Raw genomic sequence first — 25,950 nt, 5'->3', positions numbered from 1 at the left:
CGGGCGAAGCCGCCGAGGCCCCGGCGGCACCGGGGACAGGCCCAGGGGCCGTCCGGGAGTCCGGGACGCTCACCGGGAGGAGAACACTCCGACCGCATTGGGCACCGGCCGCTCCGCCCCGCCGGACGGGTGGTTGCGGACCGTCGCCCCGTACCTGTCGCCGGTGACCAGCGTCGACGACCCGCCGCCGTCCAGATCCATTGCGTCCCGTGCGCCCAACTGCGCCATCAGTTCCGCCAGTTCCTGCACCGTCAGGCCGGTCTGGCCCGGGGCCCCGTCCAGTGCCAGCAGATACAGCAGCCGTCCGCCGCCCCCGATCCCCGCGGATGTCCGCACCGCTACCGCGACGGTGTCCAGACCGGCCACGGGCGCGTCGTCCCGCACGATGGGGAAGCCGCCCACCGCGAACCGCAGCGGACCGGGCCCCCGGCCGACGAGGTGATGGGTGATCTGCACCGGCTCACCGATATGCAGCTTGCGCAGTTGCCGCGCCCCTTCCTCCCGGCCCACCAGCACCACGCTCCCCGCGGCCACCCCGCCGGCGCCCGGCACGTCGTCCAGCGCCGTCACCCGGCCGTGCCGGACGGTCACCTCCGCGGTGTCCGTCGTGCACGGCGCCGCCCGGTCGGCGTCCGTGCCGCAGGTGGCGCGCACCCGGGACGCCGGGCCCCACTGCGGCGTGTAGGCGCCGATTCCGTCGACCGGCAGGGCGTACTGGTTCAGTCCGCGCAGCGGCAGCGCCCCCTCGGCGGTCAGCGCCGCACCGCGCAGCGTGAGCCGGTCCAGCCGGGCCCGGCGGTCGTAGCCGATGCCGATGACGTCCTCGGTGGTCGCGCCCGGCGGCATGACCGGCCCGAACCGCTGGCCGTCGGGCACCGCGCCCTTCAGCTGCCGCCCCGAGGCCACCGCCGGACCGACCGAGGCGCCGGTGGCCTCCACACCCGGGTGCTGGGTCTCGGTGATATTGAAGAAGTCGCCGTTGACGGCCCCCACCGCACCGCGATCGGCCGCCAGTTGGGACACCGGCGACCGCGCGCCGACCGCCCCGGGGTACAGCAGATCCACCGAGACCCGCGGATCGGCCAGATCGACCGTCAGCAGATGCCCGTGCACGATGCCGCGCGGCACCGTCATCCGGAATTCGCCGTATGCCACACCAGGCGCCACCGACCTGGCAGGGGAGCGGTGGAGAGTGCTGTCCGCGGCGGTGGCCGGCGCCCCGCCCGCCATCCCGCCGCCCGCCAGCACACCCCACGCCACCAGCACCGTCAGTACCGCACGCACTCGACCGAATCGCCGCTTCACGATCCCCCCTGACGTCGTGCCAACTGTCCCAGGTGCCGAAGACGCTCACTATGACCCGGAGATGTCATGAATTTGTACACCCGCAGAACGGCCGTCGTGTCGCTGGGCGCCGTCCTCGCCGCGGGCCTGACCGCGCCCGCCGCCGCCCGTGACACGGCCGTACGGCCCACCGGCCCCGTGCCGCTGCGCCGTGCCCATGCGCACAATGACTACGCGCACGCCCGGCCCCTGCTCGACGCCCTCGACCACGGCTTCGGCAGCGTGGAGGCGGACATCTGGTTGGTGGACGGCCGCCTGCTGGTCGCCCACGAGGAGGGCGGTCTCGACCCCGCCCGCACCCTGGAGGCGCTCTATCTGGATCCGCTGCGCCGACGGATTCGCGCCAACGGCGGCACGGTCTACCGGGGCCATCGGCTCTCCCTCCAGCTGCTGATCGACCTCAAGACCGCGGGCGATCCCACCTACCGCGCGCTGTCCCGGGTCCTGCACGGCTACCGGGATCTGCTGAGCGTCTGCCGCGCGGGCCGGGTACACGGCGGTCCGGTCACCGCCGTGATCTCCGGTGACCGGGCCGCCCGTGCGCCCATGGAGGCCGAGCGGGTGCGCCACGCCTTCTACGACGGGCGCCCGGAAGACCTGGGGACCGCCGCCCCCGCTTCCTTCGCCCCGCTGGTCTCCGCCTCCTGGACGGACCACTTCGGCTGGCGGGGCGTGGGCCCGATGTCGTCCGCCGAGCGGGAACGGCTGCGCCGGCTGGTGGCGGCCGCACACGGCGAGGGGCGCCGGCTGCGCTTCTGGGCGACACCGGATGCGGCCGGAGCGGCGCGCGAGGCGGTGTGGACGGAGCTGTTCGGCGCCGGCGTCGACCACCTCAACACCGATGACCTCGCGGGCCTGGCGCGCTTTCTGCGGTCGGCTCACTGACCGCCGCGCCGGGCGCCGTCGCCGGTGTACGCACGCCGTGCCGCGGCCTTTCGGGCACCCCGAAGGGCGCGGTACGGCGTGCCGCGTCATCCGGCGCCGTGCCAGGAGGCGTCGTTGACCAGCTGGAGGTAGCGCGCCCAGTCCCAGAACTCACCGGGGTCGGTGTGGTCGGTGCCGGGGACCTCGACATGGCCGATGATGTGCTCGCGGTCCTTGGGGATCCGGTAGCGGTCACAGATGGCGGCGGTGAGCCGGGCGGACTGCTCGTAGAGCGGGTCGGTGAACCACAGCGGGTCGTCGATCCAGCCCTCGTGCTCGATGCCGATGCTGCGGGTGTTGTAGCCCCAGTTCCCGGCGTGCCAGGCGACATGCCGCTCGCTGACGCACTGCGCGAGATAGCCGTCGGCGGACCGTACGACATAGTGTGCGGCCGCCTTGTGCGCCGGGTCCTGGAAGAGCGCGAGGGTGTCCGCGTAGGTCTCCTGGGTCACATGCACCACGACCATCTCGACGGGATACTGCGTGGGGCGGTTGGCGGCGGTGAAGTTGGCCGGGCTGGCCGGCACCCGGTGGACAGGGGGGTAGGCGCCGCCGTGCGGCGTCCGCCGGGTGGGAGCGGCACCGGCCGCGGTGAAGGGGACGAGTGCGGCGGACGCGGCGAGCGCGGCCGCACCGGTGAGCAGGCGCCGACGGGCCGGGCGGTGGTGGTCGGGCTCCATGTGAACTCCTGACAAGGACCGAGGGGGAGTGGTCGCGTACATGTCACGCACACATGCGGTGCGTTCATGATGCGCAACAGGGCACGCCCTGCCAAGGGAATGGCCGTTCTGCCAATGGCTCGACCAAAGGCAGAACGGCGCAGGTCAGGAGTGGCGAGATACCTGATCGGACGTCACTCGGGTGCCGCGCACACGGGCCTGACGGCCGACCGTGCGCGCGGCACCCGGGCCGCAGCCCCCGCCGGTCAGTGACCGATCTCTACGTCCTCCAGGATGCCCAGCGCGTCCGGCACCAGCACCGCCGCCGAGTAGTAGGCGCTGACCAGGTAATTGATGACGGCCTGGTCGTTGATGCCCATGAAGCGCACCGACAGGCCGGGCCGGTACTCGTCCGGGATGCCGGTCTGGTGCAGTCCGACCACGCCCTGGTTCTCCTCGCCGACCCGCAGCGCCAGAATCGAGCTGGTCTGTTCCGGGGTGACCGGGATCTTGTTGCAGGGCAGCAGCGGAATGCCCCGCCAGGCGCGGACCGCCGTGCCCTCGAACTCCGCGGTGGTGGGGTAGATCCCCCGGGCGTTCCACTCCCGCCCGATCGCCGCGATGGTGCGCGGATGCGCCAGCAGGAACTGGGTCTTACGACGCCGGGAGATCAGCTCGTCCAGGTCGTCGGGGGTGGGCGGCCCGCTGCGGGTGTGGAGGCGCTGCTTGAGGTCGGCGTTGTGCAGCAGCCCGAACTCGGGGTTGTTGATCATCTCGTGTTCCTGGCGCTCGCGCAGCGCCTCCACGGTCAGCCGCAGCTGCTGGTCCAGCTGGTTCATCGGGTCGTTGTAGAGGTCCGCGACCCGTGAGTGCACCTTCAACACGGTCTGGGCGACGCCGAGTTCGTACTCCCGCGGCGCCAGCTCGTAGTCGGCGAAGGTGCCCGGCAGGGCCGGCTCGCCGACATGGCCGGCCGCCAGCTCGATGGCCGCCTCACCGTGCTTGTTCTGCGACGGCGCCAACGCCCCTCGGAACTCCTCCAGATGGGTGCGCAGCGACTCCGACCGGCCCAGCACCTCTTCGAGGTCGCTGCGGTACAGGGTCAGTGCGGTCACCCGGGTCACCGCCCGCACGGAGTGCTCCCACTCCGCGTCCGCCGTCAGCAGCACCGTGGCGCCGAGGGCGTCACCGTCGGCCAGCACCCCCAGTACGGTTTCGTCGCCGTACTTGCCGGTGCCGAGGCGGTCGAGCTTGCCGTGGGCGATCAGGATGACCCGGTCCGCCGGCCCGCCCGCACGGGCCAGCACATCGCCCGGTGCGAACTCCCGCTGGACGAAGCGGTCCGCCAGCGCCTCCAGCGTCCCGGCGTCGGTGTAGCCGCGCAGCGGCGCCAGCTCCCGCAACTCCGCCGGAATCACCCGGACTTCGGAGCCGGTCGAGACGAAATCCACCCGCCCGTCACCGAGGGTGTGGGTAAGCCGGCGGTTGACGCGGTACGTACCGCCGGAGACCTGCGTCCAGGGCAGGATGCGCAGCAGCCAGCGGGACGAGATCCCCTGCATCTGCGGCACGGTCTTGGTCGTGGTCGCCAGCTTGCGGGCGGCCGCGGTGTCCAGGCTGGACCGGCTCTGCTCGATCGCGGACTGCTGCGGTCCGGACGTCGGATCCACCGATGTGGTCATGAAGAAGGCTCACCTGTTCTGGTCGGTGCTGTGCTGTGCTGTGCTGTGGGTGCGGCGCCTGCATGTGCGTACGGTCGGCGCGGCAGGGCGGGCGGAGGGACGCGGCCGTTCGCCGGGCGCGCCGGGTCCTTCCACGGGCCGTTCAGTGGCCGATCTGTACGTCGTCGAGAACGCCCAGCGCATCGGGCACGAGAATGGCCGCCGAATAGTAGGCGCTCACGAGATATTTGAGGACGGCCCGGTCGTCGAGACCCATATAACGCACCGAGAGGCTCGGCTCGTATTCATCAGGAATTCCGGTCTGGTGCAGTCCGACGACGCCCTGCTTTTCCTCGCCGGTGCGCAGCAGAAGAATCGAACTCGTCCGTTCCGGTGTCACCGGAATCTTGTTGCACGGAAAAATCGGCACCCCGCGCCAGGAAGGCAGCGAATGCCCCATGAAATCGACCGCGGTCGGATACAGCCCGCGGGCACTGCACTCCCGGCCGATCGCGGCGATCGTGAGGGGATGGGCGAGCAGGAAGCCCGGGTCCTTCCAGACCGTCGCCAGCAGGTCGTCGAGGTCGTCGGGGGTGGGCGGGCCGGTGCGGGTGTGGATGCGCTGCTTGAGGTCGGCGTTGTGCAGCAGGCCGAACCCGGGGTTGTTGATCATCTCGTGTTCCTGGCGCTCCCGCAGCGCCTGGACGGTCAGCTTCAGCTGCTCCTCGACCTGGTTCATCGGGTCGCTGTAGAGGTCGCCGACCCGGCTGTGGGCGCGCAGCACCGTCTGCGCGACGCTGAGTTCGTACTCCCGCGGCGCCAGGTCGTAGTCGACGAAGGTGCTGGGGAGGGGCGGCTCGCCATGGTGCCCCGAGGCGACGGAGACCGCCGACTCCCCGCTGGCGTTCGTCGGCTGCCCGGCGTCCTGCCCGGCCGCCGCCAGATGCTCGCGCAGCCCGGGGGAGCGGTCGGCGATCTCCTGTGCGGCCTGCCGGGGCAGCGCCATGACCGTCACCCGGGTCACCGCGCGATAGCTGAACTGCCAGGTCCCGTCGGGGTCGGTGAGCGGCGCGTCCCCCAGGTGGTCGCCGCCCGCCAGCGCTTCGAGCACTGCCTCTTCGCCGTATTTGCCGGTGCCGATACGGTCCACCCGGCCGTGCGCGATCAGCACCAGCCGGTCGCCCGGCGTGCCGGCTTCGGCGATGAGTTCACCGGGCGCGTATTCCTGCTGGGTGAACCGCTCGCCGAGCGCGGACAGCACCTCGGTATCGGTGAATTCCCGCAGCGCGGGCAGCTCGCGCAGCTCCTCGGGGATGATCTCGACATCGCCGCCGCTGGTATGGAAATCGATGCGCCCGTCGCCGAGCGTGTACGTCAGCCGGCGGTTCACCCGGTAGGTGCCGCCGGACACCTGCACCCAGGGCAGCAGTCGCAGCAGCCAGCGGGAAGTGATGCCCTGCATCTGCGGCGCGGTCTTGGTGGTCGTCGCCAGATTCCGCGCGGCGGTGGTACTCAGACTGGAATTCTGGGCGTCTTCCGCACTGCCGTGCAGCGATTCGTCGGCAATCGTCACAATGCCACCTGTCTCTTCGGAGGGTGCTATGCGGACCGCCCAGGAACCCCCCTTTTCAAGGCCGTTCCGTGGCAACCCGCCGAACCGAAGGTAGTGGTGCTGTTTTTATCGGCACAATCGCTCGATGGGGTGGCATGGAATTCTCGTTCCCTGGAAAGGTTTAGCGGGTTCAATTCCGGGGAGAGTGTGCCGGGGCGCCGGAGTGGAGGGGATCGTCCAGTACGGCCTGGAGCGCCGCGTGCGCCGCCCCGAGCAGCGGCCCGTCCGCGCCCAGCCGGGAGACCGTCACCAACGGCCCGCCGGCCCGCCCGGAATCCGCCGCGACGGTTGTCCGCAGCGCCAACTCCCGTTCCAGGGACGGCAGGATCCAGGGCGCCAGCCCGGCGAGCGCACCCCCGAGGACCACGGCCTGCGGATCGAGCAGATTCACCGCCCCGGCGAGCGCGATCCCGAGCGCCGTCCCCGCCTCGTGCAGCGCCCGCACGACGGCCGCGTCCCCGTCGGCGGCACGTCGCGCCAGCAGGCCGATACGGGCACCCGGACCCGGATGTGCGGCCGCCGCCCGCTCGGGGGTGAGCCCGCCCGCGCGCAGCACGGCCTCTTCCCCCGCGTACCGCTCCAGACAGCCCCGGCCGCCGCAGTCGCACGCCGGGCCGTCCGGATACACCGGCACATGTCCCAGCTCCCCCGCGAACCCCCGTGCCCCCCGCAGCAGTTGACCGTCCACGACGACCGCGGCACCGATACCGATCTCGGCCGACACATGCACGAAGTCCGGCGGCGGGGCCGTCCGTCCGTCGTCCCGGCCCAGCCGGAGTTCGGCCAGCGCGCCGAGGTTGGCCTCGTTCTCGACGGTGAGGGGCAGGGTGCGGGAGCCGTCGCCCGGGGCCGTGGCTCCGGCGAGCCCCGGGGCCAGATCGGCCGCCCGCCAGCCGAGGTTGGGTGCGTGCACCACGGTCGTCGAACCGCGGGCCACCAGACCGGGCACGGCCACCGCCAGCCCGGCCGGCCGCAGCCCCTCGGCGGCGATCTCCTCGGTCACCTCCGCGAGCAGCGCGGACAGCCGCCGCAGCACCGGCCCCGGAGCGCTGTGCCGGTTCGCCGCACCGACCGCCGCCCTGGCCCGGACCCGCCCACGCAGATCGACCGCGCACACCGCCAGATGGTCGACGCCTATCTCGGCCCCGATCCCGGCCGGGCCACGGTCGCTGACCGCCAGTTCACTGCCCGGCCGCCCGCGGCCGCCGGTCGCCGCCCGCGCCGTCTCGACCAGCAGTCCGGCCCGCAGCAGCTCGTCGGCCAGCGGGGCCACACCCGCCCGGGTCAGCCCGATCCGCGCCGCGACCGCCGGCCGGGAGAGCGGACCCTGCGCGGCCACGGTCCGGAGCACCCGGGCCAGATTGCGCCGCCGGATGCCGTGCTGGGTGTCGCCGCCTGGCGCGGTCACAGGGTTCTCCTCGGGGTGCGGGCGAGGGGGGTGAGGTCCCTCCTGGTGGACGGCTGCGGCGCTGCGGTCACCGTCGCAGCAGCGTCTCGCCGTCGGCGAGCGTCGTCGCCAGCCGGTCCCAGGCGGCGACGTCCCGCGGCTGCCCCTCGTACTCCGCGCCGCGCGCCGTGCCCCAACGACGGGCCACCGCCGCCGGGTCCTCCTCCAGCAGCAGTCCGGCCGCCTGCGCCGCCGCGCCGAGCGCCACCAGTTCGTGTGCCTCGGGCACCACCACCGGGCGGCCCGACAGCCGGCGTACCGTCTCCCGCCAGGCCCGGCCCTTCGCGCCGCCGCCGATCAGCAGCAGCGGCGTATCGGGCGCGGCATCCGCGTCCAGCACCCGGTCCAGGGCCTGGAGCAGCGCGAACACCGCGCCGTCGTAGGCGGCCTGGAGCAGCTGACCGGCGCTGGTGTCATGCCGCAGCCCGTGGACCAGGCCGGAGGCGCCGGGCAGGTTCGGGGTGCGCTCGCCGTCGAGGAACGGCAGCATCGCCACCTCACCGCCCGCCTCCACGGCCTCCCGGTCACGCCCCAGCAGCGCCGCCACCCGGTCCACGGCGAGCGTGCAGTTCAGGGTGCAGGCCAGCGGCAGCCAGTCACCGCGGGCATCGGCGAAGCCCGCCACGGTGCCGGTCGGATCGGCGGGCCGGTGGGCGGAGACCGCATAGACCGTCCCCGAGGTGCCCAGGCTCAGCACCGGCTGCCCGGGACGCAGGCCCAGCCCGAGCGCGGCCGCCATGTTGTCCCCCGTCCCGGCGGCCACCAACGCACCATGGGGCAGCGGCAGATCATCGGCGTGTACGGTCCCGGCGGCCTCACCCGGGAGCGCCACCCGCGGCAGCGCCTCGGGGGACAGCCCGACATGCTCCAGGATCTCCGCGTCGTAGGACTCGGTGGACGACGCCCACCACCCGGTCCCGGACGCGTCGCCGCGATCGGTGACGGACTCGCCGGTCAGACGCTCGGTGAGGTAGTCGTGCGGCAGGCGCACCGCGGCGGTGGCGGCGGCCGCGGCCGGCTCGTTCGCCCGCAGCCAGGCCCACTTGGCCACCGTGAACGCCGGGCCCGGCACGCTGCCCACCCGCTGGGCCCAGGCCTTCGCGCCCCCCAGCTCCGCGATCAGCCGCTCGCTCTGCGGCGCCGGGCGCACGTCGTTCCACAGCAGGGCGGGGCGCACCGGCTCACCGGCCGCGTCCAGCGCGACCAGCCCGTGCTGCTGACCGCCGACGGACAGCGCCGAGGCCTGCCGCGCCGCGTCGCCGCACTGTGCCAGCGCCTCGCCCAGTGCCTGCCACCACCGGCCGGGGTCGCTCTCCTTGGCGTCGCCGCCGCTGACCGTGTGCGGGGCCTGGCCCCGGGCGATGACCACGCCGGTCGTCGCATCCACGACCAGTGCCTTGGTGGACTGCGTCGAGCTGTCCACCCCGACGACCAGCGGTCCGGCTGACTGTGCGCCCATCGTGCACTCTCCCTCGGCGGCCCGTATCCCATGGTGTCGGTCCAGGGGGTTCCCCGGTGTGCTGTCGCATATTAGTTTGGCCGCGGCGGAATTTGTAAAGTGCGTTGACGAAATGATCGAGGGAGTCACCATGAGCCGTCAGCCCGTGCCCGGGGACAAGTTCAGCTTCGGCCTGTGGACCGTCGGCTGGCAGGGCCGTGACCCCTTCGGGGACGCCACCCGCCGGGTGCTGGACCCCGTCGAGTCGGTCCACCGCCTCGCCGACCTCGGCGCGTACGGCGTCACCTTCCACGACGACGATCTGATCCCGTTCGGCGCCGGGGACATCGAGCGCGAGACGGCCGTCAAACGCTTCCGGCAGGCACTGGACGCCACCGGCCTGATCGCCCCGATGGTGACCACCAACCTCTTCACCCACCCCGTCTTCAAGGACGGCGCCTTCACCGCCAACGACCGTGGCATCCGCCGCTACGCACTGCGCAAGACCCTCCGCAACATCGACCTGGCCGCCGAGCTGGGCGCCCGCACCTTTGTGGCCTGGGGCGGACGAGAAGGCGCGGAGTCCGGGGCGGCCAAGGACGTACGGGCCGCCCTGGACCGGATGAAGGAGGCCTTCGACCTCCTCGGCCAGTACGTCGTCGAGCAGGGCTACGACCTGAAGTTCGCCATCGAGCCCAAGCCCAACGAGCCGCGCGGCGACATTCTGCTGCCCACCGTCGGCCACGCCCTCGCCTTCATCGAGCGGCTGGAGCGCCCCGAGCTCTACGGCGTCAACCCCGAGGTCGGGCACGAGCAGATGGCCGGGCTGAACTTCCCGCACGGCATCGCCCAGGCGCTGTGGGCCGGCAAGCTCTTCCACATCGACCTCAACGGCCAGAGCGGGATCAAGTACGACCAGGACCTGCGCTTCGGCGCGGGTGACCTGCGGTCCGCGTTCTGGCTGGTCGACCTGCTGGAGACGGCCGGTTATGACGGACCGCGGCACTTCGACTTCAAGCCGCCGCGCACCGAGGACCTGGACGGCGTCTGGACGTCGGCGGCCGGCTGTATGCGCAACTATCTGCTCCTCAAGGAGCGCGCCGCGGCCTTCCGCGCCGACCCGGCCGTCCAGGACGCGCTGCGCGCCGCGCGCCTGGACCAGCTGGCCCGGCCCACCGCCGAGGACGGCCTGGCCGGACTGCTCGCCGACGGCACCGCCTACGAGACCTTCGACGTCGAGGCGGCGGCCGCCCGCGGGATGGCCTTCGAGCATCTGGACCAGCTGGCGCTGGAACACCTGCTGGGGGCCGTCTGAGGGGTGCCGCCCGGAAGGCGGGTGCCGCTCAGCCGAACAGCGCGCGCACGAAGGCTATTTCGGCTGCCCGCTGCTCGCCGCCGCCCCCCTCGTGGGCGTTGAACCGCCACACCTTCAGCTCCTTCTCGCCCCCGTAGTGGTGGTACGCGGCGAAGCCGGTCGAGGGCGGGACCACATCGTCGCGCAGCGCCGTGCCGAAGAGGGCGGGGGCGGAGGCCCGGGCCGCGAAATGGAGGCCGTCGAAGTGGTCCAGGGTGTGCAGCGCGGTGTCGATGTGGCCGCGCGCACCCGCGAAGTAGCGGGTGAGTTCGCCGTACGGCCCGGTGTCGGTGATCTCGACCGCGCGGCGGATGTGGGTCAGGAACGGGACGTCGATCAACGCGCCCGCCAGGCCGGGGACCAGGCCCGTCACCGCCAGGGCCGCGGCACCGCCCTGGCTGCCGCCGGCGACCACGGTCCGGCCGGCGTCCACCGCCTGGTGTCCGCGTGCGACCTCAACGGCCCGTACCGCGTCGGTGAACAGCCGCCGGTAGTAGTAGTCATCGGGATCGAGCAGACCCTGGGTCATCTTGCCGGGTACGCCCGGATTGCCGGAGCCGACCGGATCGGGGGTGTCACCGGGCCGGTTGGGGCCGCTCTGTCCACGGGTGTCCATGACGAGGGTGGCGTACCCCGCGGACGGCCACAGCAGCCAGTCGTGCACCATCCCCCGGCCGCCGCCGTAGCCGAGGTACTGCACGATGCACGGCAGCGGCCCGTCGGCCGCCCGCGGGAACAGGAACCAGCCGCGGATACGGTGCCCGCCGAAGCCGGAGAACGTCACGTCATAGGTGTGCAGCAGGGTCAGCCCCGCATCGACCTCGGTGAAACGCGCGTCGAGGTCGTGGGCACCGGCCTCGTCGAGGGTGCGCCGCCAGAACGCGTCGAAGCCGGCCGGCTCGGAGCGCGGCGGGCGGTAGGTGTGCAGCTCGTCCAGGGGCAGGTCGGTGAACACGAAAAACCTCCGAGCCGTAGGGTGGCTTGCTGCCTGTCGCCAACGGTGCCCATGGGCCGGACATTTCAGACCTGAAATGTTCCAGGTTGGTCACCGAGTCCCTGAAAACCGAGTAAAGAAGCGATCATTTCCACCATGAGCTTTCCTCCGCCTCCGCCGCCGAACCAGCCGCCTCAGCCGCCTCAGGGCACCCCGGGCGGCTATGGCCCGCCGGCCGGTGGCTACGGTCCGAGCGGTCAGGGGCAGGGCGGTTTTGGCCCGGGTGGCTACGGCCCGCCCGCGGGCGGCAACCAGCCCCCCGGCGGTTTCGGACCGCCCGCGGGCGGCGGCTACGGCCCTCCCGGCCCGGGTGGCCCCGGGGGCCCCGGCGGTTGGCAGCAGCCGCCCGGCCCGCCCGGCGGTGGCGGCAACGGCAAGACCATCGCGGCGATCATCGGCGGTGGTGTGGTCGTGCTGGCCGCCGTCATCACCGTCATCGTGATCAACAACAGCGACGGCGGCGGCAGCAACAACCGTGCCCGGACGCCCGCTTCGAGCACCAGCGCCACACCGTCCGCGACGCCCTCCTACGACGCCACCCCCACCGGGACGCCCACCGGCAGCGACTTCGAGAGCAGCACGCCGACGCCCGACGGCGACAAGATCCCCTTCTATCTGATGAAGGCCGGCGACTGCTACGACCGTCCGGCGGGCGGTGGCGGCAACAACGACAAGGCCTCCTGCAACGGCCCGCACGACGCCGAGGTCGTCACCATCCACCGCCTCGCATCCGGCCTGACGACCGAGACCGAGATCCGGGCCAAGGCGTCCTCGCTGTGCCGCAACGAGTTGCAGAGCAAGGCGGCCCGGCAGCCCAGGGGGACCGCCGAGGGCACCTACATCCAGTACCCCACCCTCGACGGCTACAAGATCGGCATCAAGACAGTCAGCTGTAGCCTGGCGGGCAACAGCACCGCCACCAAGAAGCTGACCAGGCCGCTTTCCTGAGCCGGACGGTCACCGCCGTTGTCGGCACCGACGGGCACCGCCGTCGTCGGCAGCGCGCCGTCCACGAGACGCCGTCGACGAGACGGCCCTGAGCGTCGAACGCAACGGGGCCGTCCGTCCTGCCGAAGCCGTGGTCGTCGACGAGCGGGCGGGTACGCCGCCCGCCGGCCGTGACGCCCTCGACCGGTCAGCGGTCGACCCGTTTGCCCGCCGCGCCGGTGTCCGTGACCTCCCCGACCTCGGCGGCCGCCGGGTCCAGCACCCGCGCCAGAAAGGTCCGGGTCCGCTCGTGCTGCGGGGCGCCCACCACCTGCTCCGGCGTGCCCTCCTCGACGATCACCCCGCCGTCCATGAACACCACCCGGTCGGCGACCTCCCGGGCAAAGCTCATCTCGTGGGTGACGACGAGCATCGTCATGCCTTCCTGCGCCAGCGCCCGCATCACCGCCAGCACATCGCCGACCAGCTCGGGGTCCAGCGCCGAGGTCGGCTCGTCGAAGAGCATCAGCTCCGGTTCCATGGACAGCGCACGGGCGATGGCCACCCGCTGCTGCTGCCCGCCCGACAACTGCGCGGGATAGGACCCCGCCTTGTCGCTCAGCCCGACCCGTTCGAGATTGGCGCGGGCGATCCGCTCCGCCTCGCCGCGGTCGCGGCGCAGCACCCGCCGCTGGGCGATCGTCAGATTCTCCAGCGCGGTCAGATGCGGAAAGAGGTTGAAGGCCTGGAAGACCATCCCGATCCGCCGCCGGACCCGGTCGATGTCCACGTCCGGGTCGGTGACCTCGGTGCCGGCCACCACGACCCGCCCCGCGCTCGGCTCCTCCAGCAGATTCACACAGCGCAACAGGGTCGACTTCCCCGACCCCGAGGGCCCGATGACACACACCACCTCGCCGCGCGCCACCGAGAAGTCGATCCCGCGCAGCACCTCCAGCTCACCGAACGCCTTGCGCAGGCCCTGTACGTCGATGGCCTTCGCATCCGCCGTCTCCGGTGCCGCCTGGTCGGTCGTCACGCCGCTCACCTGGCCTTCGCCGTACGGGCCTCCAGCCGACGGACCAGCTGGCCGAGGGGGAGGGTGATCACGAGGTAGAGCAGCCCGGCGATCAGGATCGGGGTCAGGCTCTTGTGCTCATTGAGGGCGTCCCGGCCGAAGTTGGCCAGCTCGAACTGGGTGAGGGAGAGACCCAGCAGATACACCAGCGAGGAGTCCTTGGTCAGCAGGATCAATTCATTGGTCAGCGGCGGCAGCACGATACGGAACGCCTGGGGAATGACGATCGAGAGCATGGCCCGGCCGTGCGACATCCCCAGGGAACGCGCCGCCTCGGTCTGCCCCTTGGGGACCGCCTGAATACCGGCCCGGATGGTCTCCGCCATATAGGCAGCGCCCACCAGCCCGAGCGACAGCATCACCGTGATGTTCATATCGAGCGCGACCTCGAAGGCCAGCGGCACACCGAAGCCGAGCGCGATGAACACCAGCAGACAGGGGATCCCGCGGAAGAACTCGATATAGGTGACGGCTATCCAGCGGTAGGGCGGCACGGAGGAGAGCCGCATCAGTGCGAGCACCAGGCCGAGCGCCAGACCGAAACCGAAGCCGAGCAGGGTGTAGAGGACGGTGTTGACCAGAGCCGTGGTGATGATCTCCGGGAAGAGCGCCTTGGCGACCTCCACGTCGAAGAACGCCATCCGCAGCTGGTGCCAGTCGGCGACCAGCGCAAAGGCCACCACGGCGGCGACCAGCACGCCGTACTGCACGCCGCGGATCGCCCGCGCGCGCTGTCGTTTGGACAGTGACATGACGGCCGGCCTCAGCTCTGCGGGGTGGTGCCGAACCACTTCTTGTAGATCCGGTCGTAACTCCCGTCGGATTTCGCCTTCTTGATGACCGCGTTGATCTTCTTGCGCAGCGCGTCATTTCCGGTGCGTACACCGATGCCGTAGTGCTCACCGGTGTTGAATTCCGCGGTGACCTCGGTGTCCGCGTTCTGCTTCACATAGTCGAAGAGCACGCCGTTGTCATTGATGCCGGCAGCGACCTGCCCGGACTTCACGGCGGTAAGCAGCAGCCCCAGATCCTCGAACTCCACCAGCTCGACGCCCTTGCCGTGCTTCTTGGCGTAGATCCCGCCGGTGGTGGCCTTCTGGTATCCGAGCTTCTTGCCCTTGAGGTCCTCGACCTTCTTGAAGGGCTTGCCCTTCTTCGTCAGCAGCGCCTGCGTGGCATTGAAATACGGGTCGGAGAAATCCATGACCTTGTCCCGCGCGGACGTGATCGTCATGCCGGCCGCGGCAAGATCGCATTTGCGGATGGTGAAGTCCTGGCCGGTCTCGATGCCTTCGAAGGGCGTATTGACGATCTCCTGCTTGACGCCCAGGTCCTTGGCGACCAGATCCACGAGATCCACATCGAATCCGACGACCTTGCCGTCCTTCTTCACCTGGAACGGCGCGTAGGGCAGGTGGGTGCAGGTCTTCAAGGTCCCGGAGGAGACCAGCTCCAGGCCACCGGAGCCCTTCTTCCCGTCGGACTTGGTGCTGCTGCACCCCGCCAGAACGACGATGGCCGCGGCAGCGGCTATGACAGGCAACGCGGAGCGAGCGGACACAGGCCCTCCAGGGGCAGGATGAACATCAACCAAGCCGTGCGTGCTGCGATGTGGCTGCATACTGCCATCGGCCCGGGGCTCTGTCGCCGCTGCTTCGGTTGCGTCTGTGTAACGCCTTCGGCCCGCATCCGGGCCCGTGGCGACCGCCGGCTCCGCTCCCGGGGCGGCCGCCGTGTCCGTGGCGGCCCGCCGGGCTCCCGCTCCCGGGCCGTCCCGTCAGCGGCCGAGACCGGCCGCCAGCTCGGCGATGGCGTCCGGGCCCACCCGGCAGCAGCCGCCGATGAGCCGGGCGCCGTCCGCGGCCCAGGCGGCGACCCGGTCCGCGCCGAACGCCGGGCTGCCGCACCAGGCCCGCGCCGCGGCGTTCCAGCTCTCCCCGCTGTTGGGGTAGACCACCACCGGCTTGCCGGTGACCTGCGCCGCCAGCCGCACCGCCCGGTCCGCATCGTCCGGCGCGCAGCAGTTGATCCCCACCGCGATCACCTCGTCCACGTCCGCCGCCACCGCGAACGCCTCCGCCAGCGGCTGCCCGGCCCGGGTGCGGCCGCCCGCGACGCTGTACGACAGATAGGCCGGTACACCCAGCCCGCGCACCGCCCGCAGCAGCGCACGCGCCTCCTCGGCGTCCGGCACCGTCTCCAGCGCCAGCACATCGGGGCCCGCCGCGGCCAGCACCTCCAGACGCGGCCGGTGGAACCGCTCCAGCTTGTCCACCGACAGGCCGTAGCGGCCGCGGTACTCGGAGCCGTCCGCCAGCATCGCCCCGTACGGACCCGCCGAAGCGGCCACATACAGCGGCCCGGCGACCCCGCCGGCCGACGCCCGCCCGGCCGCCTCGCGGGCCAGCTCCACACTCCGGCCGAGCAGCGCCGCGGCCTGCTCCTCGCCGATACCGCGCCGCGCGAACCCCTCGAACGTCGCCTGATAGCTGGACGTGATCGCGACCTGCGCCCCTGCCTCGTAGTACGCCAGATGCGCCTGCACCACCGCCTCCGGCTCCTCGGCCAGCAGCCGGGCCGACCACAGTGCGTCGCTGAGGTCGTGCCCGGCGGCCTCCAGCTGGTTGGACAGCCCGCCGTCGAGGACGACCGGCCCCGTGGCGAGGGCGTCGGCGAGCGGCGGGGAGGTGCTGACCATGGTGCGAAGCCTCTCGGTGGTGTGGGACGCGTGGGTGCGCACGCCTCACCCCGGATCGTATCGCCGCAGGTGACAAAACCCCTGGCCGGAGGGGTGGGCAGGCACGGGGGCGAGGTACGGCACGGCGCGAGGTACAGCACCGTGCACCGGTCGGCCTGACCCGGCGGCCGGCGGCCGGCGGCCGATACGGCGCGGGATTCAGTGCAGCGACGCGAACACGAACGAGAACCGCGCCGGTGCCACCTCCAGCCGGTGCTGCGGCAGTACCCCTGGCCCGCACGACTGGCTGCCGATGCCGTGCTGCGCATGGTCGAGATGCAGCCACAGGTCGTCGCCGGGCCGCAGATCCGTGGTGTGGCGGGCCGCGGTCAGCTCCTCGGCCGACCACCGGCGGGCGGTGAGGAAGAAGTCCGGATCGCCCTCGATCCGCAGACCCGAGCCGTCCGTACGGGTCAGCTCCGCCCAGCGCACACCGGGCCGCGCACCGTTCTCCTGTGGCCGCACGTACGGCGTCTGCAACGCGTCCACCGGCATCGACCAGCGGCCGACCCGTGCGGCCGCCCGGGTGTCCGGATAGCCCTCGCCCGGCCCGCCGCCGAACCACTTCGCCAGCCCCAGGCTTCCGCACACCCGCATCCGCACCCCGAGCCGTGGCAGCGGAACCGGCCAGTCGCCCTCGGGACCGACGCTCAACTCCAGTCGCAGCAGGTCCCGTTGTGCCGTCCAGCGGTAGACGGTGCGCAGCGCCAGCGGCGACCCGGCCGGGGCGACCCGGGACCGTACCACCACAGTGTCCGGCCCGGTCTCGACGGCATCGACGCGGTGCCGCATCCGGTGCAGGCCGATCCGCCGCCACTCGGTGGCCGGCCGCGGCCCCGGCTGCCAGGGAGCGGCCTCGTCGTTGTCGGTCGGTGCGCGCCAGACGTCCAGCCGGGGGCCGCCGATCCGGACGCCGTCCAGATAGGCCAGCGCCCCCGTGCCGGCGTCGAAGGTCCCCGGGCCGAGGACGATCACATTGCCCTCACCGCGGCGCGGTGCGGCGGTGGCCGCCGGGGGAGCGACGACGGGGCGCGGTGCGGCCGGCAGCTGGCCCCAGGCGACCTCGTGCCCGGCCGCAGCCCATGCGCTGTCCTCGTCCAGCACGGCCCGGACCGTCCACAGCGCCTCCCCGTCGTCGCCCGGCTCGACCGGCGGCGTCGGCAACCGCACCACGGCCGACTCACCGGGCGCCAGCGGCGGCACCTCCAGCCGGCCGTGCCCGCGCAGCTCACCGTCCACCTCGTAGATCCAGCGGAAGCCGAGATGGCCGAGGCCTACGAAGTCGTACAGATTGGTGATCCGGACCGCGCCCGCCGTGCCGCCCTCGTCGGTCTCCTTCTCCTTCTCCGTCTCGGCCTCGGCCTCGATCCGCACCGGTTCGACGACCTTCTTGAACTCCAGCAGGCCCGGGGAGGGCGCCCGGTCGGGGAATACCAGGCCGTCGCAGACGAAGTTCCCGTCGTGCAGCTCCTCGCCGAAGTCGCCGCCGTAGGCGTGGAAGACCTCGTCGGCGGGGGTCTGCTGCCGCAGCCCGTGGTCGATCCACTCCCAGACGAAACCGCCCTGGCAGCGCTCATAGCGCTCGAACAGCCGCTGGTACTCGCTCAGCCCGCCCGGACCGTTGCCCATCGCATGTGCGTACTCGCAGAGGAGGAAGGGGAGTCGGCGCCGCCGGGCGTCCAGTTCCGGGTCGGACAGCGGCGCCTCGGTGCGCTGCCCGATGCGCTCCACCTCGGCGTGGTCGGCATACATCCGGGAGTAGACATCGGTGTCGGCGCAGCTGGGGTCGCCCTCGTAGTGCAGCGGCCGCGACGGGTCGCGCTCGCGCATCCAGGCGGCCATGGCGGACAGCCCGCGCCCCGTGCCGCACTCGTTGCCCAGTGACCACAGCACGATGCTGGGGTGGTTCTTGTCCCGCTCGACCATCCGCCGGGCCCGGTCGAGCAGCGCCGGCTCCCAGCGCGGATCATCGACCGGATTGTCCCGCCAGCCCTGCCCGCCGAACCCGTGGGTCTCCAGATCGCACTCGTCGACGACCCACAGGCCCAACTCGTCACAGAGGTCGAGGAAGGCGGGGTGCGGCGGATAGTGGCTGGTGCGTACCGCGTTGATGTTGTGCTGCTTCATCAGCAGCAGATCGCGGCGCATCGTCCCGGGGTCCAGGGCGCGTCCGTAGCGCGGATGGAACTCATGGCGGTTGACGCCGCGCAGCAGGATCCGGCGGCCGTTGACCTTCAGCAGCCCGTCCTCGACGCGGACCGTACGGAACCCGATCCGCAGCGGGATCCGCTCACCGGAGGTCACCAGCTCCCCGTCATAGAGATGCGGCTGCTCGGCCGTCCAGGGGCGCACCGGAACGGTGGCGCTCTCGCCGGTCGCCAGATCGAGGCCGAGCGCCGGGACGGTCACCCGGCCGGCCGGTGCGCACTCCACCCGCAGGGTGCCGTGGCCGGTGACATGATCGAACCCGGCGTGGACGAAGTGGTCGGCGACCGCACCCTCGGGACGGCGGTGGACCGCGACCTCCCGGAAGATACCGGGCAGCCACCACTGGTCCTGGTCCTCCAGATAGCTGCCCGACGACCACTGGTGGACACGTACCGCCAGCACATTGCCGCGCGGCCGCAGCAGCGCTCCCACCTCGAACTCGTGCGGCAGCCTGCTGCCCTTGAAGTGGCCCAGCTCCTGCCCGTTGAGCCAGACCCGGGCGCAGGACTCCACCCCGGCGAAGTGCAGCACCGCGGGCCCCTCACCCCACCCCTCGGGCAGATCGAAGACCTGCCGGTGATCGCCCGTCGGGTTCTCGTCCGGCACCCGTGGCGGATCGACCGGGAAGGGGTAGGCGGTGTTGGTGTAAGCGGGCGCCCCGCTCGGCTGCGCCGTCCCGTTGCCCTCGTAGGAGCCTTCGGAAGCAAAGCGTCCCTGGAGCGCCCAGTGGCCGGGCACCCGTAGCTCCTCCCACTGCGCATCGTCGAAGTCGGGCCGGGCGAACGACTCATCCACGGCGGTGGCGCTCGCCGAGAGCCGGAACCGCCAACGGCCGTGCAGGGACAGCCGGGCGGCATCCGACCTCGGGAACCAGGCGCGCGGCGGCAGGACCCCGCTTCCCGGCGAGCGGTCCTCGTAGTACGGGGGGTTCCGGGGGCGGCCGGGGTGGTGCGGTGCGCTGTCCGTCCCGTCGGCGGTCCGCGGGGGCTGTACGGACGAGAGGTGGTGCGGCGCGTGCTGCGAGGTGCCGGTCACTGGTCCTCCTGCTGCGGGCGGGGTGCCTGGCGGTGGGGGATCAGTTCAGCGAATCATGTGCGGCGGCACGGCGCAGCCGGATGGGGAGGATTGGGCCGGACCATCGCGGCGGGCCGACCGGCCCATGGATCAACGGCCCACCCGGTCCCTGCTTCAGCGGCCCACCCCGGCGGCGAACGGGACCTGCGCGGCGGCCGGGGAATCGTCCGTCCGCGCCGCCGGATGCCGCCACAGCCCGGCGTCCCGCAGCACCGGCAGCACCCCCTCCCCGAACCAGTACGCCTCCTCGACATGGGGGTGCCCGGAGAGGATGAACTCCTCGATGCCCAGCCGCTGGTACTCCACGATCCGCTCCGCCACCTCCGTGTGACTGCCGACCAGCGCGGTGCCCGCCCCGCCCCGTACGAGCCCGATGCCGGCCCACAGGTTCGGCGCGATCTCCAGCCCGTCGGTGCGGCCGCCGTGCAGTGCCAGCATCCGGCGCTGCCCCTCGGACTCGCTGCGGGCCAGCCCCGCCTGCACCGCACGTATCGCCTCCGGGCCGAAGCCGTCCAGCAGCCGCTGTGCCTCCGCCCAGGCCGCCTCCGCGGTGTCCCGGGTGATCACATGCAGCCGGATGCCGAACCGCACCCGGCGCCCGGCGCGGCCGGCCAGCTCCCGGATCCAGGCGATCTTCCGCTCGACCTCGGCCGGCGGCTCGCCCCAGGTCAGATAGACATCGGCGGCGCGCGCGGCCACCTCTCCGGCGGCCGGGGAGGACCCGCCGAAGTACACCGGCGGCACCGGATCGGGCACCCGGGCCAGCCGGGCGCCCGCCACCCGCAGCTGCTCCCCGGTGAAATCGACCGTCTTCCCGTCCCACAATTCCTTGACGATCTCCAGGAATTCGCCGGTGCGGGCGTAACGGTCGTCCTTGTCCAGGAAGTCCCCGTAGGCGCGCTGTTCATGGCTCTCGCCACCGGTGACGACATTCAGCAGCAGCCGTCCGCCGGAGTGCCGCTGGAAGGTGGCGGCCATCTGGGCGGCCAGGGTCGGCGCGACGATCCCCGGCCGGAACGCCACCAGGAACTTCAGCCGTTCGGTCTCGCGGGCCAGCATGGCCGTGGTGAGCCAGGCGTCCTCGCACCACGCTCCGGTGGGGGTGAGCGCCCCATCGAAGCCCAGGTCCTCGGCGGCGCGGGCGATCTGCGTCAGATAGCCGAGGGTGGCGGGCCGCTCCCCGCCGGCGGACCCGGTGGGCACGCCATGGCCACCGCCGACGACATGCCGGCTGTCGCCGTAGGTGGGCAGGAACCAGTGGAAGGTGAGGGAGGACATGCGGGCTCCGAAGGGGAAGAGAGGGAAGAGGAGGGGTGGGGGGCGGGGCGATGCCGGTCGTCAGGGCAGACCGGGGCGGGGCGGGGCCGGGCGTCAGAGCAGACCGTGCCGGGGCGGCCGGGTGCCGTTGAGGACGTACCGGCCGATGTGCTGCACCTTCCAGCGGACCGGGTCGTGCAGGGTGTGGGTGCGCGCGTCCCGCCAGTGCCGGTGAAGATTCAGCCCGTCCAGAGCGGACCGGGTCCCGGCCACCTCGAACAGCGCGCTGCCGGTCTCCACCGCCGCCTCCGCCGCCACCACCTTCGCCGCGGCCACCGCGATCGACGCCTCGGCGGCGGAGTCGTCGGTCAGCGCGAGCGCCGCGGCATCCACCGTCCGCGCCGCCGACACCAGCAGCGACTCGGCGGCCCGCACCCGTACCGCCAGCTCCCCGAACCGCTGGATCAGCAGGGGATCCTCGGCCGCGCTGTCGAGACCGCTCTCGAACCACGGCCGGCTCTTGGTGCGGACAAAGGAGGCGGCCTCGGCCAGTGCGCCGCAGGCGATCCCGGTGTCGATCGCGGCATGCAGCAACTGGGCGACCGCACCATGCAGTTGGGGGCCGCGAAAGGTGAGGTGATGCGGGACGACCCGGTCGGCCGGCACCGTCACGTCCTCCAGGTGCACCGTCCCACTGGCCGTGGTCCGCTGCCCCATCCCGTCCCAGTCGTCGACGATCCGTACCCCCGGCGCCTCCCGTGGCACATACGCCACATAAAGCGCTTCGTCCCGGCCGCGCGCCAGCACCGGGATCCAGTCGGCGAACAGTGCACCGGTCGCGTAGTGCTTCACCCCGCTCAGCACATACGAACCGTCCGCCGCGGACACCAGCCGGGTACGGATGTCCTGCACATGCCGCGTCCCCGCCTCCGACTGCGCATTGCCCAGCCGCCGCCCCGCCAGCACCTCACCGAAGAAGAAGGCCTGCTGTCCGGCGGTGCCCTGACGGCGCAGCACATTGAGGTACACGAAGTGGCTCTGCGGGATCTGGGACAGACTGGCGTCCCCGGTCGCCAGCAGGCGTACGACCTCGGCGAGCGTCTCGGTCCGCACCTGTGCGCCCCCGTGGGAGCGCGGCACGGTGATGCCCAGCAGTCCGCTCGCCGACAGCCGCGCCAGCTCGGCGTGCGGCAGTCGGCGAACGGCGTCCCGCTCCGCGGCACCGGCCCGGAACGCCTCGGCCAATTCGGCCGCGACCGCCAGGGCCTCGGCGTCATCGGAGATCACATGGGCGGTGGCGGGCCGCGCGGTAGCGGTCACGGTGCTGCCTCCAGGGGGAGCGTCGAAAGGGCGGGGCGGTGGCGGGGGAGGCGGCGTCAGCTCGCGACGGACAGCAACGGGCTGCGCCCGAGCGCCCCGGAGAACTGGTCCAGAACGTGGTCGAGCCCTTCCCGCGCACCGGGATCGACGGCCAGCGAGCCGTCCTCCCGTACGACCAGATGCCGGTCGAGGACGAACCAGCCCTGGACGATGTGCGCGGCGCCCATGGATGACAGCACCGGCCGCAGCGCGTAGTCGATCGCCAGGACATGGGCGGTGCTGCCGCCGGTCGCCAGCGGCAGCACGGTCTTGCCCGTCAGCGCGTACTGCGGCAGCAGATCCAGCAGCGACTTGAGCAGACCGGAGTAGGCGGCCTTGTAGACGGGCGTGCCGACGATGACGCCGTCGGCACGGGCGAACAGTTCGGTGGCCTCGACAATCGCCGGATGGCCGAAATCGGCCCCCAGCAGGGCCTCGGCGGGCAGCTTGCGGACGTCCAGCGGAATGACGTGGTGCCCCTCGTCGGCGAGCCGGGCGTCCAGCTGACGCAGTAGACGGGCGGTACGCGAGGTCTCGGAGGGGCTTCCGGAGACGGACAGAACGGTGGCCATGAAGGGATCACCTCGAAGTGCAGGGGGAGGGAAGGGAGAAGAGAGAGGGAGAGGGGAGAGGGAGGCGATGAGCGCCGGGGGCGGGACGGGACGGGGCGGAGCGTAGGGAGCGGATCCGGTCGTCAGGAGTACCAAGTCGGCTCGGGGAGTGCGCCGTCGAGCACGAAACGGCCGACCTCACGGCGCTTGTAGGCCACCGGGTCGTGCAGGGTGTGCGTGCGGATGTTGCGCCAGAAGCGGTCCAGGCCCTCGACGGAGGCGGTGGACCGGGCCCCGGTCACCTCGAAGATCCGCTGGGTGACCTCCAGGGCCACCTCCGTGGCGCGCGCCTTGACGGCGGCGACCCTGACCTCGAACTCACCACGGCCCTGCTCCGTCACCGCGTCCGGATCGTCGTGCAGCCGCTGCCCCTCCTCGGACACCCGGTCGGCCAGCGCCTCGGCGGCCCACAGCTTGCCCGTCAGATCGCCGTAGATGTCGATGACGTACGGCTCGTCGGCCGCCCGCTCATGGCCGCCGTGCAGCCAGGAGCGCGCCTTGGTACGGGTGTAGACCGCTGCCGTCTCCAGGGCGCCCGCCGCGATACCGAGGTAGAAGTGGGCGAAGACCAGCTGGATGGTCGGTACGTTGAGGGTGTTGTAGACACGTGGCCGAAACGCCTTGTCGACGTATCCGGCGGCCGCGGACCACGGTGCCCGCACCCCGTCCAGGGTGACGCCGCCGCTCTCGGTGAGCCGCTGCCCGATGTTGTCCCAGTCGTCGTGGAACGTCAGCCCGGCGCTGTCGGACGGCACGATGGCGAAGACATGGTCGTCGGTGCCTTCCAGGCCCCCTTCCAGCACGGTGACGTCCGAGACCTTGCTTCCGGTGGAGAACGACTTCCGGCCGGTGAAGACCAGGGACTCGCCCTCGTCCCGTACCACCACGTCCTTGTCGCGCGGGTTGACCGCGCCGCCGAAGAACCATCGTTGCCGGGCGGCCTCGGCCTCCACGTGTTCCCACTGCTCGCGGGTGCCGACCAGCCGCGCGGCCCAGTTCCACAGATAGTGGTAGCCGAGCAGCTGGCCGACGGACCCGTCCGCCTTGGCGACCTCCCGGATCACCCGGTACGCGGTCGGCCAGTCCTGGCCGGCGCCCCCGTGCGCGGTGGGCCCGAGAAGGGTGACCAGGCCGGAGTCCTTGAGCAGTTGGACCTCGGCATACGGGGTGGCGCCCGCGCGGTCACGGGCGACCGCGTCGGTGGCGAGGACGGCGGCGACCTCCGCGGCGCGCTCGATCCAGCCCTGCGGGCCTTCGGGTGTGGGCCGGGTGGCCCAGTCGGTCGGAGCGACGGTGCTCATATCTAGTCTCCCTGGATGGTGGGGTGATAGGGGGGCGCTCGGGCGTTCAGGCGCCCGGACACCAGGGCGCTCGGGTGCAGGCGCTTATGCGCTCAGGCACTCACGTGCTCAGGCGCTCACGTGCTCAGGGCCGGGCGGCCGCCGGAACCGGGCCGGACCGCGGCGCCGCGCCCGCTCCCCGGGACGGTGCCTGCGCACCCTCCTCCTGCGCGCCCTCCTGCTGTGCCTCCAGCGCGCGCACCAGCGGCAGCACCCGCTCGCCGAAGTACTCGACCTCCTCCAGGTAGTGGAGGAACCCGAGCAGGAACAGATCAACGCCCAGCCGCTTGTAGGCCACGATCCGCTCGGCGATCTGCTCCGGTGTGCCGATCAGGCCCGTACGGAAGCCGTCGTTGTACTGGACCAGGTCCTCGAACGAGGAGTCCTGCCACATGCCCGTGCCGTCGGCCGTGGACTGTCCGGCCTGCTTGACCGCCGAGCCGAAGCCGTGCACCGCCTCGGTGTCCGCCTTGGCGATGATCTCCCGCAGCACGTCGCGGGCCTCGGCCTCGGTGTCCCGGGCGATCAGAAATCCGTTCAGTCCGAAGCGGGGGGCCGGCCGGCCCGCGGCGGCGGCCGACGCCCGCACGTCCGCGAGCTGCTCGGTGACGCCGTCGAAGTCCTTGCCGTTGCTGAAGTACCAGTCGGACACCCGGCCGGCCATCGCCCGCGCCGCGGTGGAATTGCCGCCCTGGAAGATCTCCGGATGCGGGCGCTCGGCGGTGTTGAGCGGCTTCGGCTTGAGTGAGAAGTCCCGGATCCGGTAGAAATCTCCGGCCAGTTCGGCATGGTCCTCGGTCCAGATGGTGCGCAGCGCCCGGATGAACTCCTCCGCTCGCCGGTAGCGCTCGTCGTGCTCCAGCCACGGTTCCCCGAGCGCGCTGAACTCGCCCTTGAACCATCCGCTGACCACATTCACCGCGAACCGGCCGCCGGAGAGCTGATCGGCGGTGGCACCGAGCTTCGCCAGCACACCCGGGTGCCACAGCCCCGGATGCACGGCCGCGATCACCTTCAGCCGCTCGGTGGCGAGCAGCAGCGCGAGGCTGAAACTCGTGGACTCGTGCTGGAATTCGGCGCCGTAGCTGGCCATATAACGGACCTGGCTCAGCGCATACTCAAAACCGTTGTTCTCGGCCAGCACCGCCAGCTTGCGGTTGTAGTCGTACCCCCAATCGGTGCGCTGCTCGATGGTGCTGGTCACCAGGCCGCCACTGACATTGGGCACCCAATAGGCGAAGCGTGCGGGGCCGGGGGCGGGCAGGTCGGACATCAGGATCTCCAGAAGGTGAGGAAAGCCGCGTGCAGGAACCGCGTGCAGGAACCGCGTGCAGGAACCGCGTGCGGGAAGGCGGGCGTCATAAGATCGCGCGAGAATCCGCGCAAGAAGGCGCATCGAAGTGAGCGCGCGCCCCTTCCGCGCGGAATGGCGCGAGCAGCTGCTGATTTCGAGTGCTGAATACAGGTGCTGAATGGTCAGAAGCGCACGGTCGGCGAGGCTGCGATCGCCGCGGAAATGTCATTCCGGAAGGGAAAACAACGACCGGCGCAGGCGCTCCCAGCCGTCAGCGCAGCACTCTTCAGCGCCAGCACTCTTCGGCGATCACACCCGTCAGCACCAGGACTCGTCAGCGCTGCCGTCCGACACCGCGACACAGCGAACTGGAGATCCGTGCGAGATCGACGTGACGCCGTCGGGTGAGCTGCTTTTGTTGCTGCTTCATGAACGTGTCACCTCCTCGCAACAATTGCTCCGCGCCGGCCCATGGGCGACGACTCTGCGGCCTTATCCGGTCCATGTGGCCGCCGCCCTGCCGAGTTTAGCGATCGAACTGCGAAGCGTCGATACGGCATAGGTGAAGTGGTGATAGGGTTCCCCTTGAACCGGAGGTGATCTCCCCATCGAGAAGGCCTCAAAGGCGAGTG

At 71.8% G+C, this 25,950-nt stretch carries 21 protein-coding genes; 3 read left to right on the top strand and 18 right to left on the bottom strand.

Annotated features, from left to right (window positions below; translation table 11 throughout):
- Positions 1 to 69: 69 nt before the first annotated feature.
- Positions 70 to 1,284 (bottom strand): phosphodiester glycosidase family protein, encoded by a 1,215-nt coding sequence (locus M8I34_RS20380; protein ID WP_250050924.1) that lies wholly within the window; start codon positions 1,282 to 1,284, stop codon positions 70 to 72.
- A gap of 87 nt (positions 1,285 to 1,371) precedes the next feature.
- On the opposite strand from M8I34_RS20380, the gene M8I34_RS20375 reads away from it, so the two are divergent.
- Positions 1,372 to 2,229, top strand: coding sequence for a phosphatidylinositol-specific phospholipase C/glycerophosphodiester phosphodiesterase family protein (locus tag M8I34_RS20375; protein ID WP_250050883.1), 858 nt, complete (start codon positions 1,372 to 1,374; stop codon positions 2,227 to 2,229).
- An 86-nt stretch (positions 2,230 to 2,315) separates the two neighbouring features.
- Here the strand turns inward: M8I34_RS20375 and M8I34_RS20370 are convergent, their stop codons facing one another.
- From M8I34_RS20370 to xylB, 5 genes are all read right to left on the bottom strand, one after another.
- Positions 2,316 to 2,948, bottom strand: coding sequence for an N-acetylmuramoyl-L-alanine amidase (locus M8I34_RS20370; RefSeq protein ID WP_250050881.1), 633 nt, complete (start codon positions 2,946 to 2,948; stop codon positions 2,316 to 2,318).
- 245 nt (positions 2,949 to 3,193) lie between these two features.
- A complete protein-coding gene (locus M8I34_RS20365; protein WP_250050879.1) occupies positions 3,194 to 4,609 on the bottom strand; it encodes a family 2B encapsulin nanocompartment shell protein in 1,416 nt (471 codons plus the stop codon).
- A 142-nt stretch (positions 4,610 to 4,751) separates the two neighbouring features.
- On the bottom strand, positions 4,752 to 6,164 hold the full coding sequence (locus tag M8I34_RS20360; protein ID WP_250050922.1) for a family 2B encapsulin nanocompartment shell protein: 1,413 nt from the start codon (positions 6,162 to 6,164) through the stop codon (positions 4,752 to 4,754).
- 166 nt (positions 6,165 to 6,330) lie between these two features.
- Entirely contained in the window at positions 6,331 to 7,608 is a 1,278-nt protein-coding gene (locus M8I34_RS20355) for an ROK family protein (RefSeq protein ID WP_250050877.1), read from the bottom strand.
- 67 nt (positions 7,609 to 7,675) lie between these two features.
- Complete coding sequence (xylB, locus tag M8I34_RS20350) at positions 7,676 to 9,106, bottom strand: xylulokinase (RefSeq protein WP_250050874.1); 1,431 nt, start codon at positions 9,104 to 9,106, stop codon at positions 7,676 to 7,678.
- Positions 9,107 to 9,236: 130 nt separating this feature from the next.
- Between xylB and xylA the strand changes: the two genes are divergently transcribed.
- Positions 9,237 to 10,400 (top strand): xylose isomerase, encoded by a 1,164-nt coding sequence (xylA, locus tag M8I34_RS20345; RefSeq protein WP_250050873.1) that lies wholly within the window; start codon positions 9,237 to 9,239, stop codon positions 10,398 to 10,400.
- Positions 10,401 to 10,428: 28 nt separating this feature from the next.
- On the opposite strand, the gene M8I34_RS20340 is transcribed toward xylA, so the two are convergent.
- On the bottom strand, positions 10,429 to 11,394 hold the full coding sequence (locus tag M8I34_RS20340; protein WP_250050872.1) for an acetylxylan esterase: 966 nt from the start codon (positions 11,392 to 11,394) through the stop codon (positions 10,429 to 10,431).
- A gap of 135 nt (positions 11,395 to 11,529) precedes the next feature.
- Here M8I34_RS20340 and M8I34_RS20335 point away from each other — a divergent pair, with 135 nt between their 5' ends.
- Complete coding sequence (locus tag M8I34_RS20335; RefSeq protein WP_250050870.1) at positions 11,530 to 12,381, top strand: hypothetical protein; 852 nt, start codon at positions 11,530 to 11,532, stop codon at positions 12,379 to 12,381.
- Between the two features lie 187 nt (positions 12,382 to 12,568).
- On the opposite strand, the gene M8I34_RS20330 is transcribed toward M8I34_RS20335, so the two are convergent.
- The 11 genes from M8I34_RS20330 to M8I34_RS41945 form a co-directional block, all read right to left on the bottom strand.
- A complete protein-coding gene (locus tag M8I34_RS20330; RefSeq protein ID WP_308372469.1) occupies positions 12,569 to 13,408 on the bottom strand; it encodes an amino acid ABC transporter ATP-binding protein in 840 nt (279 codons plus the stop codon).
- Positions 13,405 to 14,190, bottom strand: a complete 786-nt coding sequence (locus M8I34_RS20325) for an amino acid ABC transporter permease (protein ID WP_250050868.1) — start codon at positions 14,188 to 14,190, stop codon at positions 13,405 to 13,407. Before M8I34_RS20325 ends, M8I34_RS20330 begins: the two co-directional genes overlap by 4 nt.
- Positions 14,191 to 14,201: 11 nt before the next feature.
- Complete coding sequence (locus M8I34_RS20320) at positions 14,202 to 14,999, bottom strand: transporter substrate-binding domain-containing protein (protein WP_250050866.1); 798 nt, start codon at positions 14,997 to 14,999, stop codon at positions 14,202 to 14,204.
- Between the two features lie 216 nt (positions 15,000 to 15,215).
- Positions 15,216 to 16,136, bottom strand: coding sequence for a homocysteine S-methyltransferase (mmuM, locus tag M8I34_RS20315; RefSeq protein ID WP_250050864.1), 921 nt, complete (start codon positions 16,134 to 16,136; stop codon positions 15,216 to 15,218).
- A 198-nt stretch (positions 16,137 to 16,334) separates the two neighbouring features.
- Complete coding sequence (locus M8I34_RS20310; protein WP_250050863.1) at positions 16,335 to 19,418, bottom strand: glycoside hydrolase family 2 TIM barrel-domain containing protein; 3,084 nt, start codon at positions 19,416 to 19,418, stop codon at positions 16,335 to 16,337.
- Positions 19,419 to 19,571: 153 nt separating this feature from the next.
- Positions 19,572 to 20,735, bottom strand: coding sequence for an LLM class flavin-dependent oxidoreductase (locus tag M8I34_RS20305; protein WP_250050861.1), 1,164 nt, complete (start codon positions 20,733 to 20,735; stop codon positions 19,572 to 19,574).
- 93 nt (positions 20,736 to 20,828) lie between these two features.
- Complete coding sequence (locus M8I34_RS20300) at positions 20,829 to 22,034, bottom strand: SfnB family sulfur acquisition oxidoreductase (protein ID WP_250050859.1); 1,206 nt, start codon at positions 22,032 to 22,034, stop codon at positions 20,829 to 20,831.
- Between the two features lie 56 nt (positions 22,035 to 22,090).
- The gene (gene ssuE / locus M8I34_RS20295) at positions 22,091 to 22,645 is read right to left on the bottom strand and encodes an NADPH-dependent FMN reductase (protein WP_250050857.1); all 555 of its coding nucleotides are present in this window, start codon (positions 22,643 to 22,645) and stop codon (positions 22,091 to 22,093) included.
- A gap of 122 nt (positions 22,646 to 22,767) precedes the next feature.
- A complete protein-coding gene (locus M8I34_RS20290) occupies positions 22,768 to 23,985 on the bottom strand; it encodes an acyl-CoA dehydrogenase family protein (protein ID WP_250050855.1) in 1,218 nt (405 codons plus the stop codon).
- Positions 23,986 to 24,109: 124 nt separating this feature from the next.
- Positions 24,110 to 25,288 carry a dimethylsulfone monooxygenase SfnG gene (gene sfnG / locus M8I34_RS20285; protein WP_250050918.1) on the bottom strand — a complete coding sequence of 393 codons (1,179 nt, stop codon included), beginning with the start codon at positions 25,286 to 25,288 and terminating at the stop codon, positions 24,110 to 24,112.
- Positions 25,289 to 25,652: 364 nt separating this feature from the next.
- Positions 25,653 to 25,748, bottom strand: coding sequence for a putative leader peptide (locus tag M8I34_RS41945; RefSeq protein ID WP_324608891.1), 96 nt, complete (start codon positions 25,746 to 25,748; stop codon positions 25,653 to 25,655).
- Positions 25,749 to 25,950 lie beyond the last annotated feature (202 nt).

It is taken from the genome of Streptomyces sp. MCA2, from assembly GCF_023544705.1.
Lineage (GTDB): Bacteria > Actinomycetota > Actinomycetes > Streptomycetales > Streptomycetaceae > Streptomyces > Streptomyces decoyicus.
Note: the sequence above shows the minus strand (reverse complement) of the source record. Positions and strands in the feature narration are given on the sequence as shown.

What these genes read in the sequence shown, in the direction of transcription:
- M8I34_RS20375 (WP_250050883.1), top strand. Translation starts at nt 1,372, where the DNA reads ATGAATTTGTACACCCGCAGAACGGCCGTCGTGTCGCTGGGCGCCGTC.
- M8I34_RS20370 (WP_250050881.1), bottom strand. Translation starts at nt 2,948, where the DNA reads ATGGAGCCCGACCACCACCGCCCGGCCCGTCGGCGCCTGCTCACCGGT.
- M8I34_RS20365 (WP_250050879.1), bottom strand. Translation starts at nt 4,609, where the DNA reads ATGACCACATCGGTGGATCCGACGTCCGGACCGCAGCAGTCCGCGATC.
- xylB (WP_250050874.1), bottom strand. Translation starts at nt 9,106, where the DNA reads ATGGGCGCACAGTCAGCCGGACCGCTGGTCGTCGGGGTGGACAGCTCG.
- xylA (WP_250050873.1), top strand. Translation starts at nt 9,237, where the DNA reads ATGAGCCGTCAGCCCGTGCCCGGGGACAAGTTCAGCTTCGGCCTGTGG.
- M8I34_RS20335 (WP_250050870.1), top strand. Translation starts at nt 11,530, where the DNA reads ATGAGCTTTCCTCCGCCTCCGCCGCCGAACCAGCCGCCTCAGCCGCCT.
- M8I34_RS20325 (WP_250050868.1), bottom strand. Translation starts at nt 14,190, where the DNA reads ATGTCACTGTCCAAACGACAGCGCGCGCGGGCGATCCGCGGCGTGCAG.
- mmuM (WP_250050864.1), bottom strand. Translation starts at nt 16,136, where the DNA reads ATGGTCAGCACCTCCCCGCCGCTCGCCGACGCCCTCGCCACGGGGCCG.
- M8I34_RS20305 (WP_250050861.1), bottom strand. Translation starts at nt 20,735, where the DNA reads ATGTCCTCCCTCACCTTCCACTGGTTCCTGCCCACCTACGGCGACAGC.
- ssuE (WP_250050857.1), bottom strand. Translation starts at nt 22,645, where the DNA reads ATGGCCACCGTTCTGTCCGTCTCCGGAAGCCCCTCCGAGACCTCGCGT.
- M8I34_RS20290 (WP_250050855.1), bottom strand. Translation starts at nt 23,985, where the DNA reads ATGAGCACCGTCGCTCCGACCGACTGGGCCACCCGGCCCACACCCGAA.
- M8I34_RS41945 (WP_324608891.1), bottom strand. Translation starts at nt 25,748, where the DNA reads ATGAAGCAGCAACAAAAGCAGCTCACCCGACGGCGTCACGTCGATCTC.